Source organism: Mycobacterium sp. IS-1590, from assembly GCF_001500025.1.
In the GTDB taxonomy this organism is placed as follows: domain Bacteria; phylum Actinomycetota; class Actinomycetes; order Mycobacteriales; family Mycobacteriaceae; genus Mycobacterium.
Window position 1 is genome coordinate 157,072 of sequence record NZ_LQIW01000023.1, and the last position, 15,714, is coordinate 172,785.

The window sequence follows — 15,714 nt, forward strand, 5'->3', positions numbered from 1 at the left end:
GGGGTGGATGTCGACGCGTTCGTGCTCGCGCACCGTCCGACGTGGGACCGGCTGGAGCACCTGATCAGACGGCGTCGAGAGCTCACCGGCCCCGAAGTCGACGAGCTGGTCGATCTCTACCAGCGGGTGTCGACGCATCTGTCGATCGTGCGCACCGCGAACGCCGATCCGGTGATCGTCGGCCGGCTTTCGGGGATGGTCGCGCAGGCGCGGGCCGCGGTGACGGGCGCCCACGCCCCGCTGTGGCGCGAATTCGTGCGGTTCTGGACCGTGTCGTTCCCCGTCGTCGCCTACCGGTCGCGGTGGTGGTGGCTCGGTACGGCCTTCGCGTTCTTCGTGGTCGCCGCCCTGATCGCGGTGTGGGTTTCGGGCAGTCCGGAAGTGCGGGCGATGATCGGAACGGCCGACGAGATCGACCAGATGGTCAACAACGACTTCGCGGCGTACTACAGCGAGCACCCGGCGGGCTCGTTCGCGCTGCAGGTTTGGGTGAACAACGCGTGGATTGCGTTGCAGTGCCTCGGTTTTGCGATCCTGCTCGGGATTCCGATCCCTTACGTGATCCTGCAGAACGCCGCCAACCTCGGGGTGGCGGCGGGTCTGATGTTCGGTGCGGGCAAAGGTGACATCTTCCTCGGTCTGATCACCCCGCACGGACTGCTCGAACTGACGGCGGTGTTCCTGGCGGCCGGGGCCGGCATGCGGCTGGGCTGGAATGTGATCTCACCGGGTGACCGGCCGCGCGGACAGGTGCTCGCCGAGCAGGGCCGTGCGATCGGCGCGGTGGCAGGTGGGCTGGTGGCGGTCCTGTTGGTCTCGGGTCTCATCGAGGCGCTCGTGACGCCGTCACCGTTACCGACCGCGGCGCGCATCGCCATCGGCGTCGCAGCCGAGATCGCGTTCCTGGGCTACATCTTCTTTTTCGGACGCAAGGCCGAGCGGGCCGGGGAGACCGGAGACATCGAGGACGCCCCCGACGTCGTACCGGTCGGCTAGAGCCGGCCGGTGGCCTTCAGCGCCAGGTAGTGGTCGGCCAGAGCGGGCGCCAACTCCTCGGGTGCGGCGTCGACCACATCGACACCCCGGCGGCGCAGCCGTGACGCGATGGCACGCCGCTCATTGCGCGCCCGTTCGGCCGCTGCGGCGTCGTAGACCTGCGGGGCGTCGGCGCGGCCGGCGGCAAGCGCCTCGACCCGGGGGTCGGCCACGGCGGCGACCAGCACCGCATGCTTGGCCGTCAGCTGTCCAAGCACGGTCATCAGGCCCTCGTCGAGCGCAGACGCGTTGAGGTCGGTGAGCAGCACCACCAGCGCATGTCTGCGGACGCGGCGCAGCACCGCGGCGACCATCGCCGCCGCATCGGATTCGATCAGCGCCGGCTCGATCGGGGCCATCGCCGCGACCAGCTGCGCGAGCAGCTCGGTACGCGAGGCGTTGAACACCGCGGCCCTGGTGACCCGGTCGTGGGCCAGGAAGTCGACGTGGTCACCGGCCCGCGCGGCCAGCGCGGCCAGCAGCAGCGCGGCGTCCATCGACCAGTCCAGCCGCGGCCACCCCGACGGATCGTTGGAGGTGGGATCGAGGCCGACGCGACCCGCCGATGTGCGACCGGTGTCGAGCACGATCACCACTCGCTGGTCCCGTTCCGGACGCCACGTTCTGACCACCACGTCGGCGCGGCGGGCAGAGGCGCGCCAGTCGATCGACCTGACGTCGTCACCGATGACGTATTCGCGCAGCGAGTCGAATTCGGTGCCCTGCCCGCGAATGAGGACCGGTGTATTGCCTTCCAGTTCGCGGAGTTTGGCCAGCCGTGAGGGAAGGTGCCTGCGCGACAGGAACGGCGGCAGAATCCGGATCCGCCACGGCACCCGGTGCGAGCTCTGCCGTCCGGCCAGCCCCAGAGGGCCGATCGCGCGGACCGTGACCAACGACGACTGCTGGTCAACCCGCCGAACGGGACGCAACGACGTCTCGAGTCGAAGTCGTTGACCCGCAGCCAGATTCACCGGCCATAGCCGGGGCTGGGCGCGCCCGCTCGGCGGCCACGCGTCGCGCACGACACCCTTGATGCGGCGTCTGCCCCAGTTCTCGACCAGCAGAGCGGCCGTGACGTCCTGGCCCAGCCGGGCGGTGGTGTCTCCTGACCGGGTGAAGCGCACGCGGCGCGTGTCGCCTGCCAGCGCGACGTCGAGCGCGATCAGCACCACGAGCACACCGAGCAGCACGGCGAACGTGGATGCCGGGCGGGCGGAGACCGCGATCGGCAGGACGCAGACCAGTGCGACCAGCGCGGACCGGCCGGTGAGGATCACTAGCGCGGCACCGGTACTGCCGCGAGGGTCCCGTCGAGAACGCCGTCGGGAGTGACGCCCTCCAGCTCCGCTTCGGGCCGGAGTTGGATGCGGTGACGCAGGGTGGAACGGGCCATCGCCTTCACGTCGTCGGGGGTGACGTAGTTGCGCCCCGATAGCCAGGCCCACGACCTGGCCGTCGCCAACAGAGCGGTGGCCCCGCGCGGTGACACTCCCAACTGCAGTGACGGCGAATGCCTTGTCGCGGCGCAGATGTCGACGATGTAGCCGAGCACCTCGTCGGCCACCAGAACCTGGCGCACGGCGGCCCGCCCGGCGGCCAGCTCCGCTGCTCCCGCCACGGGTCGCACGGCGGACAGATCTCTGGGGTCGAAGCCGTGCGCGTGCCTGTTCAGGATCGCGACCTCCTGATCGCGTGTCGGCAGCGGCACGGTGAGCTTGAGCAGAAATCGGTCCAGCTGCGCCTCCGGCAGTTGATAGGTGCCCTCGTACTCGATCGGGTTCTGGGTGGCGGCGACGATGAACGGATCGGGCAGGGGGCGGGCTTCGCCCTCAACGCTGACCTGGCGCTCCTCCATGGCCTCCAGCAGCGCGGCCTGCGTCTTGGGTGGCGTCCGGTTGATCTCGTCGGCCAGCAGTAGATTCGTGAACACGGGCCCGGACCGGAACTCGAACTCCGCGGTGCGCGCGTCGTAGACCAGTGAGCCGGTGACATCACCGGGCATCAGGTCGGGCGTGAACTGAAGCCGTTTGAAATCCAGCTGCAGCGCCGAAGCCAGCGTGCGCACCAGCAGCGTCTTGGCGACGCCGGGCACCCCCTCGAGGAGAACGTGGCCGCGGCACAGCAGCGCGATCACCAGTCCGCTGACGACTGCGTCCTGTCCGACGACCGCTTTGGCTATCTCGGCGCGCAGCGCCAGCAATGCGGTTCGCGCGGAATCGTTTCCGCCTGCCTGAGTCACGAGCGTGCGACCTGCCTTTCGATGTTGTCGAGTTCGCGTGCGAGGTTGACCAGTTCGCTGTCGTCGCCGGGCGGCGGGCCGAACAAGGTGTGCGCGACCGCCTGGGGATGGACACCGCTGTGCGCGGCCACCGCCCCGATGACCGCGGCCGGATCGGGGTTGACGCCCAGGCCGAGGCGGGGCTGCATGCGCTGCAGCGCGGCGGTGCGCAACGCGTCTGCCGCACTGTCGCGGGCCCGCCGGGAGCGGTAGAGCCGGCCGCGTCCCTCCACCGTCTCGGAGGCCCGCACGACGACGGGCAGACGTTCGGCGACCAGTGGACCGACGCGGCGTCCCTTCCAGAGCGCCAGCAGCACCACCACCGCGACCAGTTGCCACAGGATCCAGCTCACGTGTTCGGGGGCAAGGTCGAACAGGCTTGCCGCGCCGTCGGATTCGCCCTCGGTGAATTGGGGCGCATACCAGATCATTCGCGGGTTCGTGCCCGCGAGGTTCATCGCGAGTGCTGCGTTACCCGCCTTGGGTAGCCCGCGGTTGGTCATGAACCCGGAATCGCCGACCAGCGTGATGACCCGGTCATCGGCGGTGTAGCGGACCAGTGCGCCCTCGTAGCAGCGCGTCAGGTCGATGTCGTCACCGGAGGTCTCGTAGGCGTCGCTCACGCTGAACTGCACGGCTCCGGCGCGGGTGGCCTCTCGAAGGTCGCAGTCCGGACGCTCGCCACCGCCGAACGTGGTGGCCCCGCTCAGCTTCACCTCGGGCGCCAGTGCCTCACGGGTGCGTGAATTCGGCTGCACCAGCAAGCGATCGCCCGGTAGCTCGGCGAGGCGCTGCAGTATGCCGTTGTCGACGAGATGATAGGTCTGCACCACGATCAGCAGGGTGTCGGGCCGGGTGGCCGCCTCCACCGCGGCCACGTCGGATGCTTCGACGACGTCGACGCCGTGTTCGGCCAGCAGCGTCATCAGGGCGCGCGCCCCCTCCGGCCCGGTGGAGTTCGGGTCCATTGGTCCCCCGGGGCGAGGCGCGGTCAGATAGGCGCTGAGAACGGCGAACCCGACGATGACGGCCAGCGCGAGGACGACCCAGCGCGCTGCGCGCCAGCGTGCACGCAGCGTCGGCTCCACGGCGGTGTCGGTGGTCATCGGATCTCGGCCCACCCGTCGGACGCGGCAGGCGCGACAGCGGTGGAAGCCGTCACCGGAGTGCGCGACCTGACGTGGTCGTCGAGATCGGCGACCAGTCGGTAGGCCTTCTCGGTGCCCGGCATCTCGCCGTACGTCACGTCGTTGAACGCCGTTGCGGCAGAGTACAGTTCATCGCTCAGATGTGGAAGCTCGCGGCCTGCCTCGCGGGCCAGCTCGGTGGCGGTGCGGCCGGGGACCGCGTCGAGCACACCGGTCTCCTCCAACTGTCGGGCAACGGCCCGGAGTCGGTGCCGGATCGCGGCCGCCCAGTCCGCTGCCGTTGCGCACTGTTCGGCGGCGGCACGATGCTGCGCCGCTGTCATACCGTGCTCGCCGAACAACGCATCGGTAGGAGCGCGGCGCGATCGCATGGCCCGGCGTCCGGTCCTTATCGCCAGAGCCACCCCGATGGCCGCCAGGATCAGCAGAACCGTGATCGTCACCCAGCCGCCCGGTATCGAAGCGCCCTCCGCGGCGAGCCGGTAGATCAGGTCGTCGATCCATTCGCCGACACGGTCGGTCAGGGAGGGCTTGGGGTAGATCGGTTTTGCGAGCTCGCGCTGCGCCGCCTCGTGCGCGGCATCGCTGTCGATGTCTATTGTCGGCACGTCAGTTCTGGCGGGTCAGCCACAGATGATCGGTGGAGTCGGACGGGGCGGTGGGACCGTAACCGGCGCCGGTCTGCAGCACCAGGTCGAAGGCCTCTCGGCGGATGCGGCCGTCGGTGTACTGCAGCGCGACCACACCCGCGCTGAAGGGTGCGGTGATGATCTGGCCGATCGCACCTCCGACGGACAACAGGACCAGGGCGAACAGTGCGGCTGCGGTCGTGGAGGCAGCCATCAGGATGATCTGGCCACCGAGACTGAACGGGAACGCGACGGCACCGGCGACGAGTTGCGCGACGATCACCGCGAGCAGACGAATGCCCAACACCCGCCAGAAGTCCCGTTTGACCAAGGCGAACGACCGCTTGACCGCATCGACGATGCCGAGCCGCTCCAAAACGATGATGACCGGAGCGAACGTGAGCATCGTGCCCAGGAACACCAGCGCCGCAATCAGCGCCAGCACCAGGGGGATACCGAGGATCACCGCGGCCGCCCCGTTCACTGCCGCCCCGACTCCGAGGATGGTGCCGACCACTGCGGCGATCAACAGCAGCGCGCCGAGGACTTCCAGGACGGAGAAGCCGATCAGCGCCCAGAGCCGACCCCGAAGCCGTTGCCACGCTTGCCCGATGGTGATCCCGGAGCCGAAGACGGCACGGCCGACGACGACGGTGAGCAGACCGCTCAGCAGGATCGCCGACAGTCCGGTGGCGACCGATCCGGCGAGGCTCGACAGCATGGTGCTCGCCAGGACGCCCGCCGACACCTCTTCTGAACCGCTGAGTGTCGGAACCAGTTCCCCGCCGACGGCGAGCGGGCCGACGGACAGGATCAGTGCGATCAGCTGGGTGGCGACCACCACGATGGTGGTCAACCCGAGCGTCGCTTTCGGATTCGCCCGGATGTAACCGACTGCACCGTTGAAGATGTCCGACAGCGTCAGTGGACGCAGGGGGATGACACCCGGCTTGAGAGCCGGCGGACCGTAACCCGGCGGTCCGTAACCGGGTGGCCCGTAACCGGGTGGTCCGTAACCGGGTGGTCCGTAACCGGGTGGTCCGTAACCCGGTGGGGGGCCGTACCCCGGAGGGGGCCCGTATACCGGAGGTGGCCCGTACCCCGGAGGCGCGTAACCGGACGGCGGATACCCCGTGGGCGGATAGCCGGGCGGGGGATATCCCGGAGGGGGATAGCCCGGCGGCGGCGGGCCTGCAAAACCGGACCCGCCGGCGTCGGTGCTCATGGCCACCATCCTGTCGATGACGGTGCGAATTGACAACGCTGTGGGTCGGTCGCGGCGGCCGGGCGCGGCGTAGTTTTGGCTCATGGGCGAACTGAAGCAACGGTTGCGAAACGACCTCACCGCGGCGATGAAATCGCAGGACAAGCTGCGCACCGCCACACTGCGGATGCTGCTCGCGGCGATCACCACAGAAGAGGTCGCAGGTAAGGAGTCTCGCGAACTGACCGACGCCGAGGTGCTCAAGGTGCTGGCCAGGGAGTCCAAGAAGCGCGGCGAGGCCGCCCAGATCTACACGCAGAACGGGCGCGGTGAGCTCGCCGCCAACGAGCACGCCGAAGCCCAGGTCATCGACGAGTACCTGCCGACCCCGCTGACTGAAGCCGAACTGGCCGACGTCGCCGACACGGCGATCGCCCAAGTCGCCGAGGAGATCGGTGAGCGGCCCGGCGCCAAGCAGATGGGGCTGGTGATGAAGGCCGCGACCGCCATCGCGGCCGGCAAGGCCGACGGTGCCCGGCTCTCGGCGGCGGTCAAGGCCAGGCTGTGACGGCCAGGCTGTAGCACCGGGGCAATCGTTTTCGCCGGCTGGGGCTCGGGTACCCCGGACCCATGACGCGGTTCGGATACACCCTGATGACAGAGCAGAGCGGGCCAAAAGAACTTGTCCGCTACGCGATTTCGGCGGAACAGGCCGGCTTCGACTTCGAGGTGTCCTCCGACCACTACTTCCCGTGGCTGTCGGCACAGGGACATGCGCCGTACGCGTGGTCGGTGCTGGGCGCGGTCGCCCACGCCACCGAGCGTGTCGAGTTGTTCACCTACGTCACCTGCCCGACGATGCGCTACCACCCGGCGGTCGTCGCACAGAAGGCCGCGACGCTGCAGATCCTCGCCGACGGCCGTTTCACGCTGGGGCTGGGCAGCGGTGAGAACCTCAACGAGCACGTCGTCGGCAAGCGTTGGCCGACGGTGGCGCGGCGCCAGGACATGCTGCGCGAAGCGATCCAGATCATCCGCGAGTTGTTCACCGGCGACCTCGTCGACTGGAAGGGCGAGTACTTCGAGGTCGACTCCGCCCGACTGTGGGACATTCCCGACACGCCAGTGCCGATTGCCACCGCGGTATCGGGTGAGCGGTCGGTCGAGACGTTCGCGCCGCTGTCCGACCACCTGATCGCGGTCGAACCGAACAAGGATCTCGTCGATGCGTGGCACGATGCCAGGCGGGCCACCGGCCTGCCCGGTGACGTGCGCGTCGTCGGCCAGATCCCGGTCTGCTGGGACACCGACAAGGACGACGCGGTGCGCCGGGCGCACGACCAGTTCAGGTGGTTCAGCGGCGGCTGGGCCGTCAACTCCGACCTTCCGACGACCGCCGGCTTCGACGGCGCGACACAATATGTGCGCCCCGAGGACGTGGCCGAGTCGATTCCCTGCGGGCCCGATCTCGATGCGATCGTCGAAGCGGTCAGCAAGTACTGGGAAGCCGGCTTCACCGACATCGCGCTCGTGCAGATCGGCGACGAGGGCCAAGAGCAGTTCCTCAAGGAAGCGGCAGCGCCGCTGTTGGACAAACTGCGCACCGCAGCGAATTAGAAGGGATCGATATGCCGACCGGAAAAGGCATCTACGACGACGACGACGCCGACGAGCGGGACAAGCGCAAAGCGCAACGCACGGGGCCCAAGGACGAGGGCAACGAGGGTGGCATGGCCACCCGCGAGAACGCCCCGGACGTCGCCGAGTCCGGCGGGGAACCTACGGCCTGATCACTCGGCGTCGCGGCCCTGCCTGCTGCGCTTGTAGGCCGAGCGCCGGAAGTCACCGAGCCAGCGCGGGACCAACTCGACCTCGGGGTCGCTGTGCAGGGCCGGGTCGAACGCGATGTCGTCACAACTCGGGTCGACGTGGCGAAGGGTCAGCCCGGCCAGCGGGCGGAACCCGCCCCGGAACGGCGCCTGGTCGATGTTGAATGTCAGCCCGGTCGCGTCGATCTGCTTTGCGACGGCGTCGAGCGACAGCCCCGGCGCGTCGACCCGGGTGGCCAGCCGGGCCCGCACCCACCACAGGGCGTCGTGATACCGCAGCGGCATCAGGCTGGAGAAGGTCGCACCGGACCACGACAGCACGGGAGCCAGCCCGACGCGCGTCCCCGAGAGCGTCGACGCCAACAGCACGTCCCACGGGCTGCAGGCCCGAAGATCCGGCGGCGGCGGGATCCGAAAAGCCAGACCGGCGACGTCGGGGGTGGCGCCGGGCAGGCCGACACCCTTGGAGACGCGTGCGATGACGTCGCAGGAGTTCATCGGCAGCCCCTCGCCATCGGGCGCGATGCGTTCGAGGACGCCCTCGGCCATCACCCCTGAGGGATGAAACAGCCGCCGATCCCGGAGGGCGGCGCCGAAGCGGATGGGGAGCGAGGCGATATCGGAGGCTTGCACGGTACAGGTGTGCCCGAACGGCATCGCAGCAAAACGAGCGCCCACGTTTTAACACCCCCGATACCGGGCATTAATTTCGGGCAATGCTGCATTGCGCAGCAGAGGAACCTGTCGAAAGGCCGTTGTGACAACCGCATACACCGACGTCCGTGGCCCCCTGATCGCGGATGAGGGCGTCTACGCGCCGCAGGAAGATTCGCAACTGCTCATCGAGGTCATGGACCGAATGGCGCTGGCGCGCGGCCGGCACGTGGTCGACTTGTGCACCGGAAGCGGTGTCGTCGCGATCGGGGCCGCCGAACAGGGCGCCGCATCGGTGACCGCGTTCGACATCTGTCAGCGCGCGGTGCGCTGTGCGCGGGCAAACGCGTTGGCATCCGGGGTCGATGTCGATGTGCACCTCGGATCATGGGCGCGGGCAGTCGAATTCGGCCCGTTCGATCTGATCGTCTGCAATCCGCCCTATGTGCCGCACGATCCGAGCGCCGAATGTGACCCGCTGCCGACGTACGTGGGCCCGCCTCGGGCGTGGGATGCCGGATGCGACGGCAGGCTCGTGCTCGACCCGCTGTGTGCCGCGGCGCCCGACCTTCTCGACCACGGAGGCAGCCTGCTGCTGGTGCAGTCGGAGTTCGCCGGTCCGCGACAGACGCTCGGTGCGCTCGCCAGCGCTGGTCTTGACGCGGAAATCGTTGCACGGCAATGGATCCCCTTCGGGCCGGTGCTGTCGTCGAGGGCTTCGTGGCTCGAGGAGTGCGGTCGGCTCGAACCGGGCCGTCGCGAAGAGGAACTGCTGGTGATCCGGGCGGACAAGCCGTGAGTGACGGCGAACCCCGCACCGTGCGAGTGGTGCCGAACGGCCCGCTGATGGTGCAGGGGCCGGTGCGTATCGAGATGCCCGACGGGCGGGTCGTGGAATCGGACCGCTTCATGGTTGCGGTGTGCACCTGCCGGCGCAGCAAGGACTATCCGATGTGCGACACCAGTCACCGGTGCCGCAAGCGCGTCGACTCCTCGGTCAAGCGTGACGCGCCTGCGGACAAGGCGGCGTCAGCTCAGCGGCCGGCGTAGCGACGAACGGTTCTCGGTCCAGCAGTTCATCAGGTGCGCGGCCAGGCGTCCCTCGACCACGTCCAGCGCCCGCATCCCGAACACGACGTCGCGGTCCAGCTGCGGCTCCCGAGCGACCAGGTCGCCGACGACGTCGGTCCGGACCACCTGCTCGTGCACGGCATCGGCCACCACATGCTCGTGGTAGAACGCGACGCAGGCGTCGGGAGCGCCCATGCGGCGCAACGCTTCCACCAGCCGCCGCGAGCCGGGCGATGACGTGATCTCCGTCGACGCGAAATGTCCGATCGACGCGCCGCGCAGCTCGCGGTGCAACCCGAACAGTGACATCAGGTTCACCGACGCCAGCGCGTCGGCGCAAACGCTGTCGAGGTAGCCGAGATAGGACGAGTCGAGGCCCGCCGCATCCATCAACTCCGCGTAGAGGTGCTGGTGCACGTGTTCGCCACGGCCGCCGCCGAACTCGTCGAACTCGACCGCGACGAACGCGGCCTTGGAGTGTCCGGAGAGCCGAGGGATGGTCCACGCGTGCGGGTCGCCCTCTTTGAGGTGGTACACCGAGCGGTGCACGAGGTATTCGAGCATCTGCTCCCAGGTGCCCTTGTCGCGCAGGAAGTATGACGGACCCTCACCGTCGACCGGTTCGATCGACAGCTTGTCCATTTCGGCCTCGGCGGTCTCACCTTCGGCGATCTCCCCGACGTCCTGGCGTACGGCGTCGAGAAACGCCTCCTCGAACCGCCCGCGCAGGTGCAGCAGGGCCGGGTTCCACTCCCAGCGGGGGCTCACGCCGGCGAAGCCGCGGTAGTGCAACTCGTAGCAGATGTAGAGCGCGAGCTGAAGGTCGAGGCCGTACGGGTCGGCGTCGAACATCGGCACATCGACCGGACGCAGAGGCAACGACGGACGGCCGCGTTGCAGGAGCTCGATGACGGCTGCAGACAGCGGTCCGACGGCCTTCGGCAGGGCAGGTTCGACTAGCGTCGACGGTAAAGTCACGCCCTTCTCAATACCCTCAAATGCACCGGTCAAACGCATGTTCGGGTGAGTCATTCGGCTCACAGCGACTCTGAACCGATGCCTCTCACTGTCGGGGTGGCGGGATTCGAACCCACGACCTCTTCGTCCCGAACCACGACACCAGCGCGTTTGAGTGAGCTGGCACTGTTGAATCAGTGAAATTTCCGCACGTCAGAGTGTTGGCACCGTTGGTTGTCACAGGGAGGTGCTGAACTTTCTGCGGACTGACTGCGGACTGCGGTCAGAGACAAGGAAACAATCCAATGCCGCGGGCCTCGAACGCTTCGTGATCTACAAGGTCCGAACAGCCAGTACTACTTCGTCCTCAGGAGGGGACCCTCATCTCCGGCTGTAGTCTGGCCGGCCGGTTTCGTACCGGTCTTCGCCGCACGGGCCGTTGAACTGTGAGTCGTCATCGCTCGAGGTGAGCATCCAGTAGCCGGGCACGTGAGCAGCCAGGATCCCAGGGTCGACTTTCGATGGATAGTGGTTCGCGGTCGGATCGATGATCACCTCACCGAGGACGCTGCCGCCGTCTGTACCACGAAGCTTGCGATCGACGGCCTCCACAACCCACAGGTTCCTGGGCCACGGTGCTAGCCGATACTGCCGCGCGACCTCCAAATCGAATCCGGACCTTGAGCACAAGGCAAACTTGAATTCGCTGGAATCTATTCCGTACGTTCGGACAGTGAAATCACCATCGTCGTGCGCCTTGCGAAGCGGATTGGTCGGATCCGCCGCCGCGATCCATTCGCTATACCACCAGCGACCAATTGCTTCTGCTCGCTCGGCAGTCATATAGATCTTCGGCGGCAGCGGCAATATCACTTGATTCCAAGGGGTATGGTCCTGCTCTGGCTCATTCCAAGGGTCTTCGACGCGAATATATGGCCCTCTCGCGTCGTCATGGCGATACAACGTCAACTTTGAGTGAGCGGCCGATGGCTGGCGTGTATATGCGACTATCAACCAAATATGGTTGGCCGAATAGACCATGGGTGTGATGTTGCTATTTATGTACCGGCACAAAACATTGAACAGACCCAAGTCATTTCCCGCCGCCACGTTATCTGCAGGAGTCTTGGGCAAGGGAAGGGTCGCAGGTGATAGGCCCAACGTCGACATCCCGGCCATCATCTGAGAATGGGTCAGTCCCTCAGAGGGCACCTGGCGGTTCGCGACCACCCCGCCCATAGTGGCGTCATGCACCTCAGCCGGGAGCTTCCGACCTAGTTGATGGCGTAGGAACGCATGCCGAAATACCATCCACATATCAGCGTGCGCGCACCGCAGGTACTGCGCGTCTTGGCTGATGAATGGCATTCCGCGGACCATCATTGGCCAGCCCAGGACATCCACACGCTCGATGGCCTCACACCTTGTCCCGGTCGCAAGTTCGGGCGGCGGCTCGATCATGGTCCGGCCGACAGGGGATGACTTGAGCGGGCGTAGCACGGAGTAGCCCTTGTACGCATCTCCCAATCCGGAGAGATCGCTAAGGTCCGTAGGCAGTCGCTGCGTGAAAAAATGCGCTCGGTGAGCGACGGACGGGTACCTCACATACGTCGTCGAGTAAAACCTGGCGTGCTCGCTGCGCCAGTCAGCGTCGATATATCGCGTCTCCACCAGAATGGACTTCACTCCGTGTTGAATTGCGATTTCGACAATACGGAGCAGTGCTGAATTACCCGTTGGCCCAACGTAGCGAGCGAAGAATCGTTGCCAACCGCCCGGCGCCGTCACATCGTATGTGACTGTGAACTCAGGTGGATTCTCGGTCCACTGATGAAACGACACGAAAAGGCAGCTTACGCAGACGACCTAGCTTCAGAATCAGAAGACGCGTAGTGCAGAGGCGGCAACCTCTGCCGACCTCTCCGCATCGCTAATGCGGTCGAGCGCCTCTCCGAGGCGATCAAACGACGCCCGATCAAGCTCCAAGCCGTAACGGTGGACCTTTGTGTCGGGCAAAATATTGTCGGTTGTCCAGGTGTCGGAGGTGGGCATATCAGCCATCGTAGGCACTTGTCCTCATCTTCCAGTGGGCTTCGCCTGGATTGCGGCCGTAGAGAACGATAGCAACCCTGCGCAAATCGACGGCTAGGCGCGCCGCTGACCTGCATCTTTGTCCAGGTTACCCGGGAGCTCCGACAGCTAATCGACGGGATCCGTCGTCATCATCGGGAGTCCCGGCCGGTGGAGCCGGGTCAGTGGCGCGGTCATAATCCCCCGACCGGGTCTTTTCAACGCGCCCATGCCGCGCCCGACGCCACCTGAAGGCCAGGCAAGAGGAGTTCGCGGCGGTCAGTTAACCGACGCAATGGTGTAGTCCCGTCGTTGTCGAAGGAGTCCGACGACACATCAGAATCCGTCGTTTGACGAGATCGTTGTAGATGGCCGGTGAGAGCTGGCGCCGCCCGACGAGGTCCCCCGCTAGGTAGACGTGCACAGTGATCCCGTCGTCGTCGGAGGTGACCTCGAGTTCGACGCTTTCTTGCGCGAGGCATTAAGCCGATTGAACCGCTTGGTTGGCGGGTTCAGTGGCCTCCGCGGGCAGGAACTGTGAATACTTTTCCCGGAGGTACGCCAGGCCAGAATCGTGGGACGTCTCGTACTCCAGCGAGTTCTGCACGAACTTGAGTCGGTGCTCGGCGTCGGAGATCAGCTCGCTCCACTGCTTGACGACGATCCTGTACGGGCTCTCCTGCACGACACCGAACGGCAGATGCGGTTGCCGCCGCTGTTCGTCGACGGTGCGGGTCGTCTCATTGCCGACAAGCCAGAAATCCCACTTAACGTTGGGTTGCGCGAACGCCTCGTCGTTCACGATGGCGCTGGCGTAGGAACGCAGCTGGCTCACGTCGTCGTCATCGAGCTTGTGCTTGGGGCGTTTCAGTTCGACAACCAGATGCTCAAACGAGTCGGCGTTGGTCTGCAGCCGTCGCCCGAGTACCAGGTCCGGTATCGCATCGGAGCCGTCTTCTAACCGCACCTCCTTGAGGTCGGCCAGTTCGACGTCCGTTCCCAGCTTCTTGAGGAACTTCTTCAAAACCTTGGTGAGGCGTTCGTCGTCTCCGGTCAGACTCCATTCTTCCCCGAAGATCCAGGTTTCGTGCGCGAGAATGCGGTGTAGCTGTCGCCGCTCCAGCAGACGTCGCTTGATCTGGCGGTCGAAAAGGATCGTGTTGAGCCCGCTGAGGAATTCCATGCGGGTGCCGATGGCGCGGCCGGTCTGAATCAGCTGCGTGAGGGTGGTGTGTTTCAGCAGTCGCGCGAGTTCATCGACACGCGACTTCGGCAGCCGAGCCAGATCGGACAGGATGGGCAAAAGGGCCTCGGGATCGGTTTCGAATGTCTCCTTGAGCAGCCGTAGTGCCATTGCCTTCGACTGCCCGCTCTTGCTTTCGTCGAGCGTCCGTGACGCGGCCAGGGCTACGACCTTGAACGTGTCCCGGGTTGCCACCTCGACAGGAGTCTTGGGCTCCTTCTTGTAGGGCCACACACCCTCTTCGCGCCAACGTTGGATCGTGGCGGCCTCGCGGAGCCGCTGTCTCTCCGCGAGGTGGTCGCGCAGCGCGTCCCGCGCCGCTGCTATTAGGCGACCTCGTGGTGTGTCGGTGTCGTCTTCCAGGCCGACCGGGTCGCCGCTGACGAAGCCATCCCACGTGAGATAAGCGGTGAACTCGGAGCCAGGTGCCTGGATTCGTGCCTCCACCTCGTCGAGGACGCGAGCATCTGCGTCGCAGAGGAATATCGACCGCCGCACGTTCTGCAGGTTCCACTCGATCACTGTGAGGGTGGCTTCGCCTTCCCAGCCCTCAGGGTCAATCAGCGCGATGGCCTTGCGATGCACCTCAACTGACGCTGCGTCGACGTCCTCGCCGAGGAAGCGGATCTGGAAGTCCTTGTATCGCTCGAGGTGAAGCGCGAACTCGGTCAGAATTGCGTGTCGCAGGTCGTCCGGGGCGTCAAAGCTCGACACCGCCGCCGGTCCGAGCTGGTAGACGGTGACGACGGTCCCAGACTCGGTGACGACGTCGGGGTCCACATCGATCGCCTCAATGTCGAAGGTGTCGAGGGACGATCGGTTGCCAGTCACCTGGACGACCCCGAGTCCGCCCTCCACGCGCTCGGATATGGAGACCCAGCGAACCAGGTTCCCCAGCGCGAATGCGGCGTAACGGCCCCGCCCATGCCGGCCGTGGACCACTCGTTGACCGCTGCTGCTTCGAGTGCCCGGCATCAGCTTCCAACTGTCGCCGACACGCGAGAACGCGTGCTCTGCTCGCTCGCGGTTCATGCCGTTACCGTCATCTGTGACGAGGATTTGTTCGATCCCGCCCAAGTCGTTGTACTCGCAGGTCACCGTGACGTGGTGCGCGTCTTCGTCGAAGGCATTCCAGATGAGTTCGGTCAGCCCGGTGGACGGCTTCTTGACATAGCCCTCCAGGATGGACTGGCCCGCTTGGACCTTGACCGTGGTCATGGATGCATCGTTCCACGGGCGACCGACAGCGACGCGGCCTTCGGCTTCAACCCCAGCCGTGCCGTCCCTCCTCCACCACGGCGGCGGGACGACCTGACCCCCGACATCGAGTCCTCAGCCTTTGTTCGCCTTGGCGGTCATCGCTGCGTATCGCTTGAACAGAAGCTGCTGTCGGGCGGTTTCATCAACTGGGCCACCGACCCCGAAAACCGCGTCGATCACCTTGTCCAGCGCCTCGTGCGCAGCGCAGACATCAGCTGGTGTCCGGTCGGGGTTGTACGGGTCAGCCAGTGACATGCCGGGGTGGTTCTCGCGGTTGGCGATGATCTGCGCCGAGGCGTCTGTGACGCTCTGCCGCTGTTCCGCGGTGATAGC

The 15,714-nt window shown here is 66.3% G+C and carries 17 protein-coding genes; 6 read left to right on the top strand and 11 right to left on the bottom strand.

Going from position 1 to position 15,714, the window contains the following annotated elements; all coding sequences use genetic code 11:
* The first annotated feature begins 3 nt into the window (after window positions 1-3).
* Window positions 4-996: a stage II sporulation protein M gene (locus AU197_RS15475; RefSeq protein WP_064403567.1), complete on the top strand. Its 993-nt coding sequence runs from the start codon at window positions 4-6 to the stop codon at window positions 994-996.
* Here the strand turns inward: AU197_RS15475 and AU197_RS15480 are convergent.
* The 5 genes from AU197_RS15480 to AU197_RS15500 are packed head-to-tail and all read right to left on the bottom strand — an operon-like array spanning window position 993 to window position 6,318.
* Entirely contained in the window at window positions 993-2,315 is a 1,323-nt protein-coding gene (locus tag AU197_RS15480) for a DUF58 domain-containing protein (protein ID WP_064403568.1), read from the bottom strand. The two genes, AU197_RS15475 and AU197_RS15480, sit on opposite strands and share 4 nt — an antisense overlap.
* A complete protein-coding gene (locus AU197_RS15485; RefSeq protein WP_064403569.1) occupies window positions 2,315-3,277 on the bottom strand; it encodes an AAA family ATPase in 963 nt (320 codons plus the stop codon). The genes AU197_RS15480 and AU197_RS15485 overlap by 1 nt, the downstream gene beginning before the upstream one ends.
* On the bottom strand, window positions 3,274-4,422 hold the full coding sequence (locus AU197_RS15490; protein ID WP_064403570.1) for a DUF4350 domain-containing protein: 1,149 nt from the start codon (window positions 4,420-4,422) through the stop codon (window positions 3,274-3,276). The genes AU197_RS15485 and AU197_RS15490 overlap by 4 nt, the downstream gene beginning before the upstream one ends.
* Window positions 4,419-5,072 (bottom strand): DUF4129 domain-containing protein, encoded by a 654-nt coding sequence (locus AU197_RS15495; protein WP_064403571.1) that lies wholly within the window; start codon window positions 5,070-5,072, stop codon window positions 4,419-4,421. Before AU197_RS15495 ends, AU197_RS15490 begins: the two co-directional genes overlap by 4 nt.
* 1 nt (window position 5,073) lies before the next feature.
* Window positions 5,074-6,318: a hypothetical protein gene (locus AU197_RS15500; protein ID WP_197415567.1), complete on the bottom strand. Its 1,245-nt coding sequence runs from the start codon at window positions 6,316-6,318 to the stop codon at window positions 5,074-5,076.
* Window positions 6,319-6,400: 82 nt separating this feature from the next.
* Between AU197_RS15500 and AU197_RS15505 the strand changes: the two genes are divergently transcribed.
* The 3 genes from AU197_RS15505 (at window position 6,401) to AU197_RS26475 (ending at window position 8,087) form a co-directional block, all read left to right on the top strand.
* Window positions 6,401-6,865 (top strand): GatB/YqeY domain-containing protein, encoded by a 465-nt coding sequence (locus tag AU197_RS15505; protein WP_064403572.1) that lies wholly within the window; start codon window positions 6,401-6,403, stop codon window positions 6,863-6,865.
* Between the two features lie 62 nt (window positions 6,866-6,927).
* The gene (locus AU197_RS15510) at window positions 6,928-7,914 is read left to right on the top strand and encodes an LLM class F420-dependent oxidoreductase (protein WP_064403573.1); all 987 of its coding nucleotides are present in this window, start codon (window positions 6,928-6,930) and stop codon (window positions 7,912-7,914) included.
* An 11-nt stretch (window positions 7,915-7,925) separates the two neighbouring features.
* Window positions 7,926-8,087: a hypothetical protein gene (locus tag AU197_RS26475; protein ID WP_197415553.1), complete on the top strand. Its 162-nt coding sequence runs from the start codon at window positions 7,926-7,928 to the stop codon at window positions 8,085-8,087.
* Here the strand turns inward: AU197_RS26475 and AU197_RS15515 are convergent, their stop codons facing one another.
* A complete protein-coding gene (locus AU197_RS15515; protein ID WP_156434450.1) occupies window positions 8,088-8,783 on the bottom strand; it encodes a phosphodiesterase in 696 nt (231 codons plus the stop codon).
* 100 nt (window positions 8,784-8,883) lie between these two features.
* Here AU197_RS15515 and AU197_RS15520 point away from each other — a divergent pair, with 100 nt between their 5' ends.
* Together AU197_RS15520 and AU197_RS15525 are read left to right on the top strand one after the other, a co-directional pair.
* Window positions 8,884-9,579, top strand: a complete 696-nt coding sequence (locus AU197_RS15520) for a HemK2/MTQ2 family protein methyltransferase (protein ID WP_064403574.1) — start codon at window positions 8,884-8,886, stop codon at window positions 9,577-9,579.
* A gap of 47 nt (window positions 9,580-9,626) precedes the next feature.
* Complete coding sequence (locus AU197_RS15525; protein WP_064403817.1) at window positions 9,627-9,830, top strand: CDGSH iron-sulfur domain-containing protein; 204 nt, start codon at window positions 9,627-9,629, stop codon at window positions 9,828-9,830.
* On the opposite strand, the gene AU197_RS15530 is transcribed toward AU197_RS15525, so the two are convergent.
* From AU197_RS15530 to AU197_RS26830, 5 genes are all read right to left on the bottom strand, one after another.
* Complete coding sequence (locus AU197_RS15530; protein ID WP_197415554.1) at window positions 9,810-10,829, bottom strand: iron-containing redox enzyme family protein; 1,020 nt, start codon at window positions 10,827-10,829, stop codon at window positions 9,810-9,812. The genes AU197_RS15525 and AU197_RS15530 overlap by 21 nt on opposite strands.
* Window positions 10,830-11,189: 360 nt before the next feature.
* Window positions 11,190-12,650 carry a hypothetical protein gene (locus AU197_RS15535; RefSeq protein WP_156434432.1) on the bottom strand — a complete coding sequence of 487 codons (1,461 nt, stop codon included), beginning with the start codon at window positions 12,648-12,650 and terminating at the stop codon, window positions 11,190-11,192.
* Between the two features lie 36 nt (window positions 12,651-12,686).
* Window positions 12,687-12,860 (bottom strand): hypothetical protein, encoded by a 174-nt coding sequence (locus AU197_RS15540; RefSeq protein WP_156434433.1) that lies wholly within the window; start codon window positions 12,858-12,860, stop codon window positions 12,687-12,689.
* A 499-nt stretch (window positions 12,861-13,359) separates the two neighbouring features.
* Window positions 13,360-15,339, bottom strand: coding sequence for an ATP-binding protein (locus AU197_RS15545; RefSeq protein WP_064403577.1), 1,980 nt, complete (start codon window positions 15,337-15,339; stop codon window positions 13,360-13,362).
* A gap of 114 nt (window positions 15,340-15,453) precedes the next feature.
* Window positions 15,454-15,711, bottom strand: coding sequence for a type IIL restriction-modification enzyme MmeI (locus tag AU197_RS26830; protein ID WP_353612132.1), 258 nt, complete (start codon window positions 15,709-15,711; stop codon window positions 15,454-15,456).
* Window positions 15,712-15,714: the final 3 nt, after the last annotated feature.

Coding starts and splice junctions, on each gene's coding strand:
- AU197_RS15510 (WP_064403573.1), top strand. CDS start 6,928: ATGACGCGGTTCGGATACACCCTGATGACAGAGCAGAGCGGGCCAAAA.
- AU197_RS15490 (WP_064403570.1), bottom strand. CDS start 4,422: ATGACCACCGACACCGCCGTGGAGCCGACGCTGCGTGCACGCTGGCGC.
- AU197_RS15505 (WP_064403572.1), top strand. CDS start 6,401: ATGGGCGAACTGAAGCAACGGTTGCGAAACGACCTCACCGCGGCGATG.
- AU197_RS15540 (WP_156434433.1), bottom strand. CDS start 12,860: ATGCCCACCTCCGACACCTGGACAACCGACAATATTTTGCCCGACACA.
- AU197_RS26475 (WP_197415553.1), top strand. CDS start 7,926: ATGCCGACCGGAAAAGGCATCTACGACGACGACGACGCCGACGAGCGG.
- AU197_RS15525 (WP_064403817.1), top strand. CDS start 9,627: ATGGTGCAGGGGCCGGTGCGTATCGAGATGCCCGACGGGCGGGTCGTG.
- AU197_RS15515 (WP_156434450.1), bottom strand. CDS start 8,783: ATGCCGTTCGGGCACACCTGTACCGTGCAAGCCTCCGATATCGCCTCG.
- AU197_RS15500 (WP_197415567.1), bottom strand. CDS start 6,318: ATGAGCACCGACGCCGGCGGGTCCGGTTTTGCAGGCCCGCCGCCGCCG.
- AU197_RS15545 (WP_064403577.1), bottom strand. CDS start 15,339: ATGACCACGGTCAAGGTCCAAGCGGGCCAGTCCATCCTGGAGGGCTAT.